Source organism: Accumulibacter sp., from assembly GCF_029255145.1.
Taxonomy (GTDB): Bacteria; Pseudomonadota; Gammaproteobacteria; order Burkholderiales; family Rhodocyclaceae; genus Accumulibacter.
In genome coordinates, this window is record NZ_JAPUVQ010000089.1 from 37579 (window position 1) to 53380 (window position 15802).

The following is a 15802-nucleotide window of genomic DNA, read 5'->3' on the forward strand; positions in this document are numbered from 1 at the left end:
TAGCCGCCACGATTACAACATTTCCCGATCAGTCCGGAGCCGCGACTCTGACGCAACGCCGCAACACGCTCGCGTTCAAGACCTGGCAGTCAATCAGACCGGCGATCACTTGTCGTCCTCCCGGTCCCCTCGCCACCGCAACACGGCATTGTCCCATCAGACGCCTTCCACGCCAACCAACTTGCCATTCGCGCACGGCATCACCGCTCGGCTAACGCTGGCGACAGCGCCTTGACAGCCAGACGCGCCAGACGGCGCTCGTGCACACGACCAAGGGAACTCGAAAGGCGGACCATCACCTCGTCGGCCGGCCCCAACAGACCGGCGGCTTCGACCCGAGCCTGCCGCCAGAGGATCCATGGTGACTACTGCAGTGAAAACGACACCAATACACCCGTCGACGATTCTGCATTGCACCATCTACGCTGTCAATCCCAAAGCCTTCAGCGTCTGCTGCTGGCGCGCCGCAGGCCATCTGGAGAGAACCCGCAAGCATCTCCTCAACAGCACCGCGGCGCCTATAATTGCGGCATGTATATCGTGGCGATTGGCTGGCTCTACGTCACCGTCCTGATGGCGCTGACCGAGTCCAGCGTCGTCGCCGGCTTGTTGACCTTGCTGTTCTATGGCCTGCTGCCAACCGCCTTGCTGCTGTGGCTTTTCGGCGGGCCGGTGCGCCGTCGCCGCGCCCGGATGGCCGACCCATCGAGCCCCAGCAGCGGCGATGATCAGGCGCCCGATCGCTGACTACGCGTCAGCCAGCCAGATCAGCGACGCCATCCGCCCGGTCACCCGATCGCGACGATACGAAAAGAAGCTGGTCGCTTGCTGCACGGTGCAGTAACCGCCCCCATAAACAGCGTCGACGCCCGCTCTCTTCAGGCTTTGACGTGCCAGCAGATAGATATCGGCCAACCAGCCGCCCGCATGCGCTGCAGCGTCCCCCGAGCAAAGTGCTGACCGTTGGCCGGACACCCCGCTGCACGGCGTCCGCGTCGAGTTGACCGACTGAAAAGCCAGCGCCGCCTGGTGATGTTCATTGACAAAAGCGGTGCGAACCTCGTCACCGACCTCGAACGCCTGCGGGCCGATCGCCGGCCCGAGATAGGCGAGCAAGCTCTCGCCCGGAAGGTCCATGGCGCACACCGTCCGTTCCAGAATGCCGGCCTGCAAGCCACGCCAACCGGCGTGAGCTACGGCGACGGCGGAGCCTGATCGGTCGCAGAGCAACACCGGCAGGCAGTCGGCCGTCATTACCGCGCAGACGACGCCCGGGTTACGCGCCAAGGCAGCATCGGCGCCCGTAACCCGCGCCGCGCCAGCGTCGACCGCTGCGTCGACAACCGTCGTGCCGTGCACCTGGTTCAGCCAGCACGGCACCGCCGGCAGGCTGTTGCCAAGCAGCCGGCGATTCTCGCCGACCGCCAACGGGTCATCACCAACATGGTCGCCGAGGTTGAGGCTGGCGTAGGGGGCGACACTCACGCCGCCCCGACGAGTGGTGATCAGACTGCGCACGCGCACCGGCGCCGGCCAGTCGGGGATGATCCAGCCCCTACCGGTCACCGAGGATCATCCTCCGGCTCATGGTCATCAGGCTCGTCCGGGTCGTCGAGGTCGTCAGAGGCATCGCCATCGGTGAAGATCAGCTCGGGCCCTCCGTCCTGATCCTGGTCCCAGTAATCATCGTCCCAGGCGTCGTCGTCGCCCGCGTGTTGGCGACCATACTCCGCCGTTTCCAGGCGCTGCGTATCGACCAGGGTCGCCATGTCGTCGGGCAAGCCAGACCGCCACAGCACCCGTCGTCCAGTCGCCGGGTGCAGCAGCGCCAGCCGGCAGGCATGCAGGGCCTGACGAGGAAACGCAGGGCCGCCCGGCACGCGGCTGGGACCGCCGCCGTAAGCCGGATCTCCGACCAGAGGATGCCCGACCGAGGTCATGTGCACACGAATCTGATGGGTGCGACCGGTTTCCAGAGCGCACTCGATCAGCGTCGAGACCAGGAACGTCTCCAGCACCCGATAGTGAGTGCGCGCCGGCTTGCCGGTATTCAGCACCGCCATTCGGGTGCGCAGGGTCGGATGTCGACCGATTGGCGCGTCGACCGTCCCCGGATGCTCGACGAGGCCCCGCACCAGCGCCTGATAGCAACGCTTGACGGTTCGCGCCTGCAACTGCCTGACCAAATCGGTCTGCGCTTCGAGCGTCTTGGCGACGACCATCAGGCCACTGGTATCCTTGTCGAGTCGATGCACGATTCCCGCCCGCGGCACTTTGCCGAGCCGCGGGGCATGGTGCAGCAAGGCATTGAGAACCGTCCCGCTCCAGTTGCCGCAGCCCGGATGGACGACCAGCCCGGCCGGCTTGTCGAGCACCAGCAAGTGTTCGTCCTCGAACACCACCGGTAAGGGAATATCCTCCGCCAGCGACGATTCGGCACGTTCGTCAGGCGCCTCGGCGAGTTCAACGGCTTCCCCACTCCAGATTTTGTGCCGGGGCTCGACGACCACTTCTCCGCCCACGGCGACCCTGCCCTCACGAATCCAGTTCTGCAGCCGGCTTCGCGAATGCTGCGACAGCAAGCGCGCCAGAACCTGGTCAAGCCGTTGACCGCTGCAGTCGGAGGGCACGGTCAGGGCAATTCTGGGGTTTGCGCTATAATCGGCGGGCCCGTTGTTGTCGGTGGACACCAGTGTCGGCGCCTTCTTTTTCTGTGGGTTTTTCATCATGCGTAGTTTAGCGGTTATCGCAGCGCTTATCGTTGCCGCTCTGTTTTCAGGCTGCGGCCTTCTCCCGGACTCGAAGGACGAAACCATCGGCTGGTCGGCCAACAAGCTCTACGCCGAAGCCAAGAGCGCACTCACCGACGGGTCCTACACCAAGGCCATCAAGTACTTCGAGAAGCTCGAATCCCGCTATCCCTACGGTCGCTACGCGCAGCAGGCGCAGATCGAGATTGCCTATGCATACTGGAAGGATCTCGAACCGGCGTCGGCAATCGCCGCCTGCGACCGCTTCATCAAGCTGCACCCGAACCACCCGAACGTCGACTACGTCTATTACCTGCGCGGCCTGATCAACTTCAACGAAGACCTGGGCCTGCTCGGTGCGATCAGCAACCAGGACATGACCGAACGCGATCCGAAAGGTGCGCGCGAATCGTTTGACGCCTTCAAGGAACTGGTCACCCGCTTTCCGGACAGCAAGTACACCCCTGACGCACTGCTCCGCATGAGGTACCTGGTCGATGCACTGGCGCAGCTTGAACTGCACGTCGCCCGTTACTACATGAAACGTGGCGCCTATCTCGCGGCCGCCAACCGCGCCCAGTACGCCGTAATCAACTATCGCGACACACCGTCCACCGAGGAAGCGCTGTTCATCATGGTCAAGGCCTACGATTCGCTCGGCCTGAACGATCTGCGCGATGACGCCGAGCGCGTCATGCGCAAGAATTATCCCGACAGCGACTATTATCGACGCGGCCTGGAACGTAAGGTGCCGTGGTGGAAGCTGTGGTAAGACAGCCCAGCGAGCGGGCGTCACCTCAGATCGACTGCTTGATCGCGAGTACCGCCTGATTGCGCAAGGTTCGCAGCAGCGACAACTCCTTCTCGGAGATGACGATCTCGCCGGCGTGCTGACGGTCGGCGTAGATCATCGCCACCGGACTGCCCTTGACACAGAGCGGGAAGACGACAAACGTACCAGCGCTCACGGCCTTGCGAAACCAGGCCGGAATACGGGCGGCGATCTTCGCATCGCTGGTGTCGCTGATCAGGACATCGACGCCGTTGGCCAGTGCCGCATGAAAGATGTCCGCGGCAAACACCAGGGAAAACTTGAAGCGCCTGGCAACCTCGGGGGCATTCGGTCCGAAGCCGAAACGGCCGAGCATCGAATTGCTGCGCCCATCCCGAATGCACAAAATGACGGTCCTGAAACCCTTCGCGCGGTAGATGGTTTCCAGAATGATGCGCAGCACGTCGTTGAGCCTGAACTCGCTGACCAAGGCGTTGCTGACGTCCTGGATGCCCGCCATCAGAATGACTTCGCCGGCGTCAGGCGAGGCTGGCGGAACGAACTCGCTCCCGTCAACCGACCGCTGATCGCACGCTACCGCCTCCGGCACGTCGTCGGAAAGCACCGTGCCGCCAGCCAGGCCATCGTCCCGGGTCGGTACCAGCTCGGCGACCGGTCGGGCAGCCGGCGCCGCTCCCCAGGCCTTGAGCTTCCTTCCGAAACGCGTCTGCTGCAGATTGAGGTGAATGATGCCGGCAAAATGCGTCATGTGCTCGAAGGACTTGACCAGGGTTCTTTGCAGACTCTGCTCATCGACGGCAATGACCTCGCCGAAACGCGCGACGATCTTGCGCAGCTCTTTCTGTTGCTGATCGGGTCCCGCATCGGCGACCAGGGCACACAATTCGTTGGACAGTGCCGCCAGCACGCGCAGGCGATCCTCGGAGTTGACCGGGCGACGCACACTCCCGGCCGGCAGCTTGCGCATGCTGCTTACGATCAGCTTCGGAAATCCCCAGCTCTGCGCGATACCAATGCCCAGGTCCTCGAACGACAGACCGAGCACCTGCAGCGCTGCCGCTTCCTCGGAGCAGTTCTTCTGCTGCTGAACGCGCCTGATCTCGGCGCTTTCTTCCGGGAAGTAATACTGGCTCAGCAGGCGTCCCAGGTTGTGGAACATCGAACAGATGAAGGCCTGCTCTACGTCCCCACGCGTCGCTGTCTTGCCGCCAAGGTCCTTGGCCAGCGCGCCAGCCAGATTGGCGCGCAGGAATTCCTCCTTGAGCTGATTGGCATTTTCCTTGTTTTGCAGGTGATCAAAGAGCATCACCGTGATCGCAATGCTGCGCAACGCATCGAGGCCCAGGACGACGACCGCGCGCGATACGGTGCTGATACTGCCGCCGCCGGCCTGCCGATAGTGCACCGAATTGACCATCCGCAGGATCTTGTTGGTCAGCGAAAAATCCTTGAGGATCGCGTTCGAGAGCTCGGAAACGCTCTGATTCTCGGAGGCGGTGATCCGGTTGATCGCCCCGACCGACTCGGACAGCGCCGGAAAGTCACTCTTGTGGCGCATCCGCCGCAGCAGGAATTCGATCGTGCTCTGCTTCGCATCTGCCGACTGCGCCGTGCTTTCCGGCTGCAGGTAGTCGTCGAGGGCGGCGCGCATCTCGGCGGCCGAAGCGTAACGGCTCTGCGGATCGCGCGCCAGTGCCCGATAGAGCACCGCCACCAGACGCTCGTCGAGCAGACTGCTCAACTCCGGTGGGAGACGGATGTCGGTGCCGGCGATGTGCTGCATCACCTGCTTGATGTCGCCACCCGCGACCGCCCGCTGCCCACTGAGCAGCTCGTACAGCACCAGGCCGGCCGAGAAGATGTCCGTTCTTTCGTTGCTGGTGCGCTTTTCGATGTATTCCGGAGCCATGTAGGCTGGCGTACCCGACCATTGACCGCCATCGCTGCCGGTGCCGGTAGAGCGGCTGGCGATGCCGAAGTCCATCACCCGCGGCACGCCGTCGTCGTCAATCAGTATGTTGCTCGGCTTGAGGTCACGATGAATGATCCCCGCCGCGTGCGCGTGGGCAACCGCATCGAGGATCGTATGAACGATCGCGATCGCCTTGTCCGGCGGCAGACCACCACTGCGCTGCAGGTGTTCGGAAAGATTCAGGCCCGGAACGTACTGGAAAACCAGGTACAGATCGCCCCGCTCCTCGCCAGCTTCGAAGATGGGCACGATGCTCGGGTGGCGCAACTGGCTGACCATCCGCGCCTCTTCGAGCAACTGCCGATTCTGCTGCGGATCAGAGCGCGCGTAGTGCAGCGTCTTGATCGCCACCTGCCGCTGAAGGTGCGGATCAAGCGCCAGATAGACAATGCTCTGGGCGCCGCGACCCAACTCACGAATGATCTCGAAACGTCCGACGCGCTTGCTCACGGTGTTCGGTCGACCCTGCAAAAATTCATTCTAAACGGCTCGCCACGACCAGCGAGGCGACAAAAGTCACGGCTGCCCGGCAATCCGTCGCTCAAATCCAGAGCAGTTGCGGGACCGCTCCCCGGCGTCCCCAAACGACCGCGAGTTGGCGAAATTCCCTGCCTAGAGCGACGATTTGCTGCTCGTTCACGTCGAGTACGAGATAGCTCGGCTCCGGCGGCCAGGCACCATCGTCGGCGAGGTTGCAAGCAGGCAGAAAGTGCCTGCCAGACGCCGCCAGGCGGTCCCGCAAGCGCTCCTGCCAAAGTCGGTTGTCGTGCTCGGCGAGCAGCGCGCCAGGGTTGTACGCGGTAAGGATGCCCCAGCCGGAGTGGATGCTCACTGCGCATGATCCGGCCGGCGCCCGAATCGCCGGAGAGGCCGAAGGATCGGGAGCGTCCGGCAGCCGACGGAGATAGTCGTCGAACGCGCGGTCGGCGACGCCGATCCGCAAGGCGAAGTCCCCTTCGGGAGTCGTCACCCGATAGGTCGTCGCGCGGAAGGCGGCCTCGATGCTGGTCATGGCTCGTCCCCAGGCTCGGCAATCTCTTCCAGATTCCCCAGTCGCAGCTGCGCCTCGCTCGCCGGCAGCGCCTCGACGCCGCGCAGCTTGCGCTCGATCTGGCGCGTCCGGACGCCCGCTGACTCGATGCTCCGGCTGGCCTGCTCGAGCTTTCTGTGCGTCGCCTCAAGGATCTCGCCGAACTTGCCGAACTCGCTCTTGATGGCGCCAAGGACCGCCCAGACTTCCGACGATCGGCGCTCGATGGCCAGCGTCCGAAAGCCCATTTGCAGACTGTTCAGCAGGGCCGCCAGCGTCGTCGGCCCGGCGATACAGATCCGCCAGTCACGCTGCAGGCCGTCGGCCAGCCCCGGCCGCCGCAGAACTTCCGCATAGAGACTCTCGATCGGCAGGTAAAGAATCGCGAAATCAGTGGTGTACGGCGGCTCCACGTACTTGTCGTGGATCGTTCTGGCCTCGAGGCGCAGGCGCGCTTCAAGCGCCTTGGTCGAAACCTCCAGCGCCGTGGCATCGCCTCGCTGCTGCGCGTCGAGCAGGCGCTGATAGTCCTCCAGCGGGAACTTGGCGTCGATCGGCAACCACACCGGACGAAGTTCCTCGTCACCGATCGCGCGACCCGGCAAGCGAATGGCGAACTCGACGCGATCCAGAGAATTCGGCCTGGTGGCGACGTTGGTGGCGTACTGCTCGGCGCTCAGCAACTGCTCCAGCAAGGCTGCCAACTGCACCTCACCCCAGCTGCCGCGGGTCTTGACGTTGGTCAGCACTTTCTTCAGGTCACCGACCCCGATGGCCAGCGTCTGCATCTCGCCCAGCCCCTGATGGACCTGCTCGAGACGATCACTGACCAGCTTGAAGGATTCGCCGAGACGTTGTTCGAGCGTCGCGTGCAGCTTTTCGTCGACCGTCCGGCGCATCTCCTCGAGCTTGCCGGAATTGTCGGCCTGCATCGCCGTCAGGCGCTGTTCCAGGGCCTGGCGAAGTTCCTCAAAGCGCTGTTCGTTGCTGTTCGTCAGGCGCGCCAGTTGCTGGGCAAACGATTCGAGCTGCTGTGCCTGCAAGCGGCCAAGCTGAGCCTGTTGAGCAGCGAGCGTCTGCGACAAGCGGTCCAGCGACAGCGACTGCTCCTCCCGGTCGCCGCGAGCGGCGCTTGCCGCCTCCTGCCGTCCCAGCGACAGCTCCTGGCGCAACTCGCGTTCCAGCCGCTCCAGTCCAGCTAGCAGGTCACGCAGACGTACACCGATCGCCTCGCGAGTCGTTCCGGCACGCAGCAGCAGAACGACCTGCAGCGCGATGACCACCATGGCCATTGACAGCGCGGCGTACGGCCACCAATCCGGCCAGGTGTTGCTCATGCGTGGCTGATGGTCCGGGAACAGGCGTCGTCACCTGCGGCCATACGGCGACGGACCCTATTCACCCTTTTGACCCTTTTTACCCTTGGCACCCTATTCAAGCGCGAAGACGACGCGGTTACCTCCTGCCGGCACCGGCGCATCCGACTTGCCGTCCGGCTTGGCGACCTTCACCGGCCGCAGGAACAGCCGCTCTGCCGGGACCTGATGCGCGAGCAGCCAGTCGCGAACGGCCTTTGCCCGCCGGTCGGCCAACTCGCGCAGATCGCTCTCATCGACGACCGTGTTGGCCAGGATCAGCTTTTCCATTTCATCGACGGGTAGCGTTTTCACCATCCCGACGACGTTGCGCGGCTTCGCGAAGTCCTCCGCGCGGTACACCCGTTCCAGCAAGGCCGGGTACTCCTTGGCGCTGATCCCGACGGCGTCCGCCGCTGCGCTTTCGCCATTCCCCTTGTTCACGCCCTCCGCCTTCAACGCCCTCAGCTTGCTGGTCAGGCGGTCGCGCTTCAGTCCCTCGGGATCGCTCTCCGGGTCGGCCTGCCCTTCGATGTCGAGCTTGAGCGCGGGCCGGTCCAGCAAGGCCTTGGCCAGTGCCTCCAGACGCCTCTGCGCGGACGGGGTGACGGCCGCCAGCCCAAAATCGAAGTCGACGGTAGACAACTCCTCGCCACCCCCAAAGATCGACCCCAGCAAGGCGAACGGCGCAGTAACCGCCTTGACCAGCAGATTGCCGATCACGCTGCCAAGCAAGCCGCCAATACTGAACTCGGGATCGTCGAGCGAACCGGCAACCGGCAGATTGATGTCGATCTCACCTTTGGCGTTCTTGAGCAGTGCGACGGCCAGGGTTACCGGCAACTTGGTCGCCTCCGGACTATCGACCGCCGCACCGAAGGTCAGTTGATCGAGGAAGACGCGATTCTCGGCGGTCAGTTGGTTCTTTTCGATCTTGTATTTGACAAACAGCGACAGCTTGCCCTTGTCGATCGCGTAGCCCGCGTACTTGCCCGAGTACGGCGACAATGCAGTCATTTCGATCCCCTTGACGTCGGCCTGCACGTCCAGATACGGCGTGGCCACCAGCGGATTGATCTGCCCCTTCACCTGAAGTGGGGCAATGTCGTCGTAGCTGCCGCGCAGGTCGAGCGTGGCAACGCTGCCTGCAGCCGACGACAGCCCGTTGATCGAGCCCCCGATCTTCTTCAGATCCGCCGAGTAGTTCGGCTTGATGAAGTTGTCGGTGAACTTGATGTCGCCACCCTGCAAGGTAATCCTGCCGACCTTCACCGGCAGCGGCGGCTGGCTGCCGGCGAGCACCGGCGCGACCGCCTTGCCGTCCGCCGAGACCACAGCGGTCGGCTGCTCGGCGCTCCTGGGTGCCCCGGCGGCCGGGGCCGCTTCGGTCTGGCGGACGACCTGCAAGAGGTTGAGCTTGCCCTTGGGACTGATGATCACACGGGCAAAGAAATCAGCCAGAGCTACCTCGCCGATCGACACCGAATCCGGATTCAGGCGCAGGTTGACCTGGCCAAGTGACAAGGACTTCCACTTCAGGAAGTCGGAGGAATCGACCTTGTCGACCGCCGAAAAGTCGGCGACCGCCAACTGGCCGGAAAACGCCGCCGACAGCTTGCCGGCCTCTGGCGCTGCCGCCGTGGCTGCGGCAAGCTGCTGCAAGCGAACGTCACCGTTCAACATCACCTGACCGCGAGTCAGAACGACGTTCAGCCTTTCCGTGAAGTACGGTTGCAACGGCACCAGGTCGAGCGTCTTGATGGCAAGTTTGAGGTCGGTATCGAGCGGCAGAAGCTTGAACGTGCCGGCGACCTCGACCTCGCCCTTCTTATTGACGTTGAAACGCGTCGAGATGATGGCCGTCGTGCCGGGCTCGGTAGACAGATTCTCGGCCTCGACCTTCAGTCCATCGATGGTGTGCACGACAGCTGGCGAGATCACCCGGTCTTCGAAGCTCAGCGCGAGGTCTTCGCCACGATACCTGGCGACGGTCACTTTCCACGGCCCGGCCGGATCCTTCTGCGACGCCTCGACCGCGCGCAATGAAGGCGGCTCGACAAACTCGATACGGCCGTCGGCGGCGCGCCGGACCAGCAGCTTCGCACCGCGCGACGCGACCTCATCGATGGTCACTGTACGCTTGGCCAGATCGACGCGTCCGCCCTTGGCCGAGAAAGCGTCGAGCGTGACCCATTGCGCGGCCTGCATGCGAAACGCCACGTCAAACTCGGCGGGTGCGCTGCCTTGGCTGTCGAGCTTCTTCAAGCTGACCAGCAGCCCGTCCACGCTGGCGTCGAACGGTTCGCCATGCGACTCGTCGCGCCAGCGCAGCGCACCACCGCTGATTTTCGCTTCAGCTATCGACCACTCGACCGGCGCCGGCTTCGCGCTCTTGCTGGCGGCTGGCGCCGCTGCGCCCCGGGCCGCGAGTTCCTTGCTGAAAAAGTCGACCCAGTTGATCGTTCCCTGCGGAGTTACGCGGGCGTGAATCTCGGGCGAATCGACCGCGACCAGGTCAATGGCGAACTTCCCGTTGAGCGGATCAAGGCTGCCGATGACCACCTCCAGGGCTTGCAGCGACAGCAAGGGCGAGCTGTCGCGGTCCTTGACCAGCAGCTCCTTGATCGCCACCTTGCCCGACACGATGAGTGTCGAATGCTCGTCGTCCTGGCGCTGAAACTCCAGCTTCAGTTCGCCGTCGAGCGCTCCCGAAACGACCTTGATCGGCAGGTGAAACGGCAGGTAGTCGACATATCTGGCCAGCTGTACCTGCTGAAGGTCAAGAACCAGGTCGCTCTCCCGCGAGGCGTGAAAAGGCTTGCTCTTGCCCTGAATGAGCAGCGGCGACCCGTCGATCGACGCAGAAAAGGCAGGCTCGACGTAGATCTCGGTAGCTTGCGGCAGGCTGGAGATGAATGGCACGCCGATATCAAGGTCACTGATCAGATGTTTTTCGCCAACAGTCTGGTCGTCGAAGTCGACTTTGCCACCGCTGATCTGGATGTTGTTGAGCGAAAAAGCCGGCAGCGGATCATCGGACGCCGGCTTGGCCATGAACTCGTCGATCAGGTCCGAGACGTTGAAGCGCCCATCGGCCAGGCGCACGATCCTGAACGCCGGGCTGACCAGTTTCAGCTCGCTGATCACCGGCCCACCACGCCACAGCGAACTCCACTCGGCATTGACCTCGAGGCTGTCAAAGGCGGCAATCGTCTCGCCGCCACCGCTCTCCTGAACGGCGAGTCCCGCGACTTGCACCGCCAGGGTATAGGGGTTTATGCTCACGCCCTCGACGGTCACCGGTCGGTGCAAGACCTCCGACAACTGCTTGACCAGTATCGACTTGACCACCGGCGGCAGAACCAGAAAGCCGAGTACGCTGAAAACGATCAACGCCAGCGCGACGCGCGACCCGTATTTGATGATGCGTGGGACGGTAGAGGAGGCAGTCGCCTTTGGCGTATCGATCTCTTCAGTCATGGGAGCAAGGACGCAAGGTGGCTGGTGAGAAGTCGAATTTAGCACGAACATGCCGTTCCCGCACTCGCCGGGCGGCAGGCTTCGCCGGTCTGACGCAGCGGCCGGCCAGCGTCCACGCGGCGGTTCCTCGCCGCCCGCCGGTAACTGCGCAAGGCGCTTCGTCGATCGCTGAGTGGACTCGCTTGCCGGACGACAGCCGAGCTACCCGCACCAGCGCTGAAGCGGGCGATCGGCAAGGTCCGGCATTCCCTTGGAGCGATTCCGGCCGCTCGATCGGGTCAGACCGGTGAAGGCCGGAACAGCAAACGAATCGCCGCGGCCACGAGTGCTGATCGTCGATGACAACGAACTGATGCGCACGCTGCTGCGCAGTATCCTGCGCAGTGGCGGTTACCAGGTGATCGGCGAGGCGAAAAATGGCGTTGGCGCGCTTGAGCTAGCGCAGCGGCTGCGGCCCGATATCATCTGCATGGACGTGGTCATGCCGCAAATGAGCGGCCTCGAAGCACTGCAGACGATCAAGGGTATGTACCCGGAGACCGCCGTCGTGATGGTTACCGGCACCCCCAGCGTCGACAACGTTCATCAATCGATTCAAAGCGGCGCCAGTGGCTTCATCGTCAAACCGTTCAAGGTCGGCAAGGTACTCGATACGCTCAGGCAGGCATGGCGGTCAGCACGGCCAGGCGCCGTGGCACTGAGCGGCGGCCCGGAATCCGCCTGACGAAACGGTCAGAAGCCGTTCTTCCAATCGCGCAGGGCGGCAAAAACTGCCACCTCGTCGTCGGCGTCGACTACCCTGCGCCGTGCCGATGCCGCCACTTCCGGCTCGCTGCAGCGCAAGAACGGGTTGCTCGCTTTCTCGATGGCAATCGTCGACGGGACCGTCGCCGACCCTTTGGCGCGTGCCACCGCCACCTCGTTGACACGGCTTTGCAGGCGGCGATTGCCCGGCTCGACCGCCATCGCAAAGCGCAGATTGGCCTCGGTGTACTCATGCGCGCAATAGACAGCCGTATCGTTGGGCAAGGCCGCCAACCGCGCCAGGGAATCGGCCATCTGCGCCGCGCTTCCCTCGAACAAGCGACCACAGCCGCCAGCGAACAGGGTATCGCCACAAAACAGGCAGCCTGCGCCATAATAGGCGATGTGCCCGAGCGTGTGCCCGGGGACCGCGATCACCTGCAAGCGGACGTCCGAGAACGCACATTGGATCGTCTCTCCGCCAACCAGTGGCCTGGTGACTCCGGCGATCAATTCAGCCGCCGGACCAAAGACCTCGGCCGGGTAGCGGGCCAGCAAACTGCCCACCCCACCTTGATGATCGGCATGGTGGTGGGTGACCAGAATGGTGGTCAGTGACAGTCCTTCGCGGTCGAGCACCTCAAGAACGGGGCGCGCGTCGCCGGGATCGACGACGGCAGCCGACGCGCCTTGGCGCAACAACCAGATGTAGTTATCCTTGAAAGCCGGAATGCGGATGACGTCGAACATCGTTCAATTGTGGAAGAACTGCGGAAAATGTCAATTCCTGGCCTCGACGCCTGGCTTCAAACGCCGCCGGGGCGCTACGTCATGGCCTGGGAGCAGGCAGCAATCGACGCCCTCGTGGCCGACGTGTTCGGCTACAACGCGATCCAGCTGGGTCTGCCACAATGCAGCTTGCTGGCCCAGAATCGCATCCCGCTGCGGCAGGTGGCAGACGACTCGGGCAAGGTCGACGTCCTCTGTGATCTGCGCCAACTCCCGTTCGCGGCCAGCAGCATCGATCTGGTGGTGATGTCGCACGTCCTCGAGTTCCACGATGACCCGCACCAGATTCTCCGCGAAGTGGAACGGGTGCTGATTCCGGAAGGCGAGGTCATCATTGCCGGCTTCAACCCGATCTCGATCTGGGGTCTTCGCCGCCGGCTCCCCAACTGCCCGCGGCACTTTCCGTGGAACGGCCACTACCTGTCGGTGTCGCGCCTCAAGGACTGGCTGCAATTGCTCGGCTTCGAGGCCGACCGCGGCAGCTTCGGTTGTTATGTGCCACCGTTCAGAAATGAACGGTGGCTGAGGCACTGGCGCTTCATCGAAGCCAGCGGCAGTCGCTGGTGGAACTTCGCCGGCGGCGTCTACGTACTGCGCGCGGTCAAGCGGGTGCATAGCATGCGCCTGATCATGCCCAACTGGAAGCAGCGGGGCGCTCCTCGCAAGGCCCTGTCGGTAGTCAGCGAAAAGGAAATCGCAAGACATGAATGATCGGCAAGTCGTCACCATCCACGCCGACGGCGGCTGTCGCGGCAACCCCGGCCCCGGCGGCTGGGGAGCGGTCCTGCAGTTCGGCGATCAACAGACGGAACTGTGGGGTGGCGAAGCGGATACCACCAACAACCGGATGGAACTGATGGCAGCCATTGGCGCGCTTGAGGCGCTCACCAGGCCAGCCACGGTGCACCTGCATACCGATTCTCAGTACGTGCAAAAGGGGATCAGCGCCTGGATTCACAACTGGAAGCGCAATGGCTGGCGCACCTCGGACAAGAAGCCAGTGAAGAACGCGGATCTCTGGCAACGCCTAGACGAAGCCGCCAGCCGGCACCAGATTCAGTGGTTCTGGGTAAAGGGGCACGCCGGGCAAGTCGGCAATGAGCGCGCCGACGCCCTCGCCAATCGCGGCATGGATGAACTGCCGCGTCGCCACTCCTCGAGCGCCGAGCCCGCCAGCAATCGTTGAGCGCGCACCCCAGAATCCGGCCTCGCCGGGGCCGCCAGCAACCGCCACTGATCGAAAATAGTCATGCGCCAGGTCTTTCTCGATACTGAAACCACAGGACTGGAGCACAAACTCGGCCATCGCATTATCGAGATTGCCTGCGTCGAGATGCTCAACCGGCGGCTAACCAATCGCCATTTCCACTGCTACCTGAACCCGGATCGAGAGATTGACGCTGGCGCGCTGTCGGTGCACGGAATCAGCCGCGAGTTTCTGCTCGACAAGCCACGTTTTGTCGACGTCGCGGCCGAATTCCTCGATTTCGTTCGCGGTGCCGAAGTGGTGATCCACAACGCCGCGTTCGACGTCGGATTTCTGAACGCCGAGCTGGCGCTACTGGACATGGCGCCGGTCGACACCGTCTGCCACGCCGTCTGCGATACCCTGCGCATGGCCAAGGATCTGCACCCGGGCAAGAAGAACAACCTCAACGCATTGTGCGATCGCTACGGCGTCGACAACTCGCACCGTACGCTGCATGGCGCCCTGCTCGACGCCGAGATTCTGTCCGAGGTCTATCTGGCGATGACCCGTGGCCAGGAAAGCCTGATCATGGACCTGGGCGACGACAGCGCCAGCCGGGACGAAGCAGCCCGCAGGACGCCCTCCTCGGGCCAGCGTCAGGCGCTGCGCGTCAAACGCGCCAGCCAGGAAGAACTCGCTGAGCATCAGAGGCTACTGACCAGCATCCAGGAGGCAAGCAATGGCAAGTGCCTGTGGCTGCGATCCGAGAACCAGGGCTGATTCTTCGCCACCGGCCGCCGCTGCTGCGGCCCGCCCGCGCACTGCTCGTCGCCGCGCTGCTGGCCGCCTTGCTCAGCCCCTTGCACGCGACTCGTGCAGCGGCGGTTCCGCCACCGCTACAGACCTGGGTCGATCTCACCCCGACCAGCGGCACCCTGGGTGCGCCACCTGGCGTCTACGCCGGACCGGTCGTGATCAGCCGGCCGATAGCCATTGACGGCAGGGGCCAGATCACCGTCGATGGGGGCGGCAAAGGGACGGTAGTGACGCTTCGGGCCAGCGGCGTGACCTTGCGCGGACTCCATCTAAAGCACTCGGGAGATTCTCACGACGGCATCGACTCCGGCCTGCTGATCGAAAACGGCTCGCACAACATGATCGAAAACAATGTCATCGACAACGTCCTGTTCGGCATCACCCTGCAGGGGTAGAACAACAATCGCATTATCGGCAACCGCATTCGCTCCCGGCATCCGGACCCTGCCAACCGAGGCGACGGCGTTCGCCTCTGGTACAGTTCGGCCAACCGCATCGAAGACAACGACTTTGCCCGGATCCGCGATGTCACGGTCAGCAATTCACCGCATAACCGATTTATCGGGAACCGCATTGGTGACAGCCGCCGGGCGCTGAATCTGCTCTTTGCACACCGCACTCTGATCGAAAGGAACGTTTTGACCGACAACGCGACCGGGATTACAACGCTCAACTCCGACGGCGTGATCATCCGTCACAACCAGATCATGCATGCCATAGGCGCCAGTGGCGCCGGCATCGCTTTAACCTAACGGTCACGGCTGTTGACGGCAGCCACCCCGGATGATGAAAATTGCGTCTGCAGCGTCACTTGCACCGCCGATGTTGGCGCCACAAAAACCGGGAAGTGGCCGAAAGCCGTGAGGTGACCGTTTGCGCCGCTC

15 protein-coding genes are annotated in these 15802 nt (G+C 63.4%); 8 read left to right on the forward strand and 7 right to left on the reverse strand.

Going from position 1 to position 15802, the window contains the following annotated elements; translation table 11 throughout:
- The first annotated feature begins 531 nt into the window (after positions 1-531).
- Positions 532-747, forward strand: a complete 216-nt coding sequence (locus Q1L50_RS08705) for a hypothetical protein (protein ID WP_300337603.1) — start codon at positions 532-534, stop codon at positions 745-747.
- Here Q1L50_RS08705 and pgeF read toward each other — a convergent pair whose 3' ends face one another.
- Positions 748-1566 carry a peptidoglycan editing factor PgeF gene (gene pgeF / locus Q1L50_RS08710; RefSeq protein WP_300337604.1) on the reverse strand — a complete coding sequence of 273 codons (819 nt, stop codon included), beginning with the start codon at positions 1564-1566 and terminating at the stop codon, positions 748-750. It lies immediately after the preceding gene.
- Positions 1563-2726, reverse strand: coding sequence for a 23S rRNA pseudouridine(1911/1915/1917) synthase RluD (gene rluD / locus Q1L50_RS08715; protein WP_300337624.1), 1164 nt, complete (start codon positions 2724-2726; stop codon positions 1563-1565). The genes pgeF and rluD overlap by 4 nt, the downstream gene beginning before the upstream one ends.
- A gap of 1 nt (position 2727) precedes the next feature.
- Between rluD and Q1L50_RS08720 the strand changes: the two genes are divergently transcribed.
- Positions 2728-3522: an outer membrane protein assembly factor BamD gene (locus Q1L50_RS08720; RefSeq protein WP_300337605.1), complete on the forward strand. Its 795-nt coding sequence runs from the start codon at positions 2728-2730 to the stop codon at positions 3520-3522.
- Positions 3523-3547: 25 nt separating this feature from the next.
- Here Q1L50_RS08720 and Q1L50_RS08725 read toward each other — a convergent pair whose 3' ends face one another.
- The 4 genes from Q1L50_RS08725 to Q1L50_RS08740 all read right to left on the reverse strand — a co-directional run bounded on the left by Q1L50_RS08725 (position 3548) and on the right by Q1L50_RS08740 (position 11380).
- Positions 3548-5965 (reverse strand): serine/threonine protein kinase, encoded by a 2418-nt coding sequence (locus Q1L50_RS08725; protein WP_300337606.1) that lies wholly within the window; start codon positions 5963-5965, stop codon positions 3548-3550.
- Between the two features lie 91 nt (positions 5966-6056).
- Positions 6057-6527, reverse strand: coding sequence for a DUF3293 domain-containing protein (locus tag Q1L50_RS08730; RefSeq protein WP_300337608.1), 471 nt, complete (start codon positions 6525-6527; stop codon positions 6057-6059).
- A complete protein-coding gene (gene rmuC / locus Q1L50_RS08735) occupies positions 6524-7882 on the reverse strand; it encodes a DNA recombination protein RmuC (RefSeq protein WP_300337610.1) in 1359 nt (452 codons plus the stop codon). Before rmuC ends, Q1L50_RS08730 begins: the two co-directional genes overlap by 4 nt.
- A gap of 93 nt (positions 7883-7975) precedes the next feature.
- Positions 7976-11380, reverse strand: a complete 3405-nt coding sequence (locus Q1L50_RS08740) for a DUF748 domain-containing protein (protein WP_300337612.1) — start codon at positions 11378-11380, stop codon at positions 7976-7978.
- 325 nt (positions 11381-11705) lie between these two features.
- Between Q1L50_RS08740 and Q1L50_RS08745 the strand changes: the two genes are divergently transcribed.
- Entirely contained in the window at positions 11706-12104 is a 399-nt protein-coding gene (locus tag Q1L50_RS08745) for a response regulator (RefSeq protein ID WP_300337613.1), read from the forward strand.
- Between the two features lie 8 nt (positions 12105-12112).
- Here the strand turns inward: Q1L50_RS08745 and gloB are convergent, their stop codons facing one another.
- Positions 12113-12874 carry a hydroxyacylglutathione hydrolase gene (gloB, locus tag Q1L50_RS08750; RefSeq protein WP_300337615.1) on the reverse strand — a complete coding sequence of 254 codons (762 nt, stop codon included), beginning with the start codon at positions 12872-12874 and terminating at the stop codon, positions 12113-12115.
- Between the two features lie 27 nt (positions 12875-12901).
- Here gloB and Q1L50_RS08755 point away from each other — a divergent pair, with 27 nt between their 5' ends.
- The 5 genes from Q1L50_RS08755 to Q1L50_RS08775 all read left to right on the forward strand — a co-directional run bounded on the left by Q1L50_RS08755 (position 12902) and on the right by Q1L50_RS08775 (position 15670).
- A complete protein-coding gene (locus tag Q1L50_RS08755; RefSeq protein WP_300337616.1) occupies positions 12902-13624 on the forward strand; it encodes a class I SAM-dependent methyltransferase in 723 nt (240 codons plus the stop codon).
- A complete protein-coding gene (rnhA, locus tag Q1L50_RS08760; RefSeq protein WP_300337618.1) occupies positions 13617-14099 on the forward strand; it encodes a ribonuclease HI in 483 nt (160 codons plus the stop codon). The genes Q1L50_RS08755 and rnhA overlap by 8 nt, the downstream gene beginning before the upstream one ends.
- A 63-nt stretch (positions 14100-14162) precedes the next feature.
- Positions 14163-14882 carry a DNA polymerase III subunit epsilon gene (dnaQ, locus tag Q1L50_RS08765; RefSeq protein ID WP_300337619.1) on the forward strand — a complete coding sequence of 240 codons (720 nt, stop codon included), beginning with the start codon at positions 14163-14165 and terminating at the stop codon, positions 14880-14882.
- On the forward strand, positions 14855-15313 hold the full coding sequence (locus Q1L50_RS08770) for a hypothetical protein (protein ID WP_300337621.1): 459 nt from the start codon (positions 14855-14857) through the stop codon (positions 15311-15313). Before dnaQ ends, Q1L50_RS08770 begins: the two co-directional genes overlap by 28 nt.
- 15 nt (positions 15314-15328) lie before the next feature.
- Positions 15329-15670 (forward strand): NosD domain-containing protein, encoded by a 342-nt coding sequence (locus Q1L50_RS08775; protein ID WP_300337626.1) that lies wholly within the window; start codon positions 15329-15331, stop codon positions 15668-15670.
- Positions 15671-15802 lie beyond the last annotated feature (132 nt).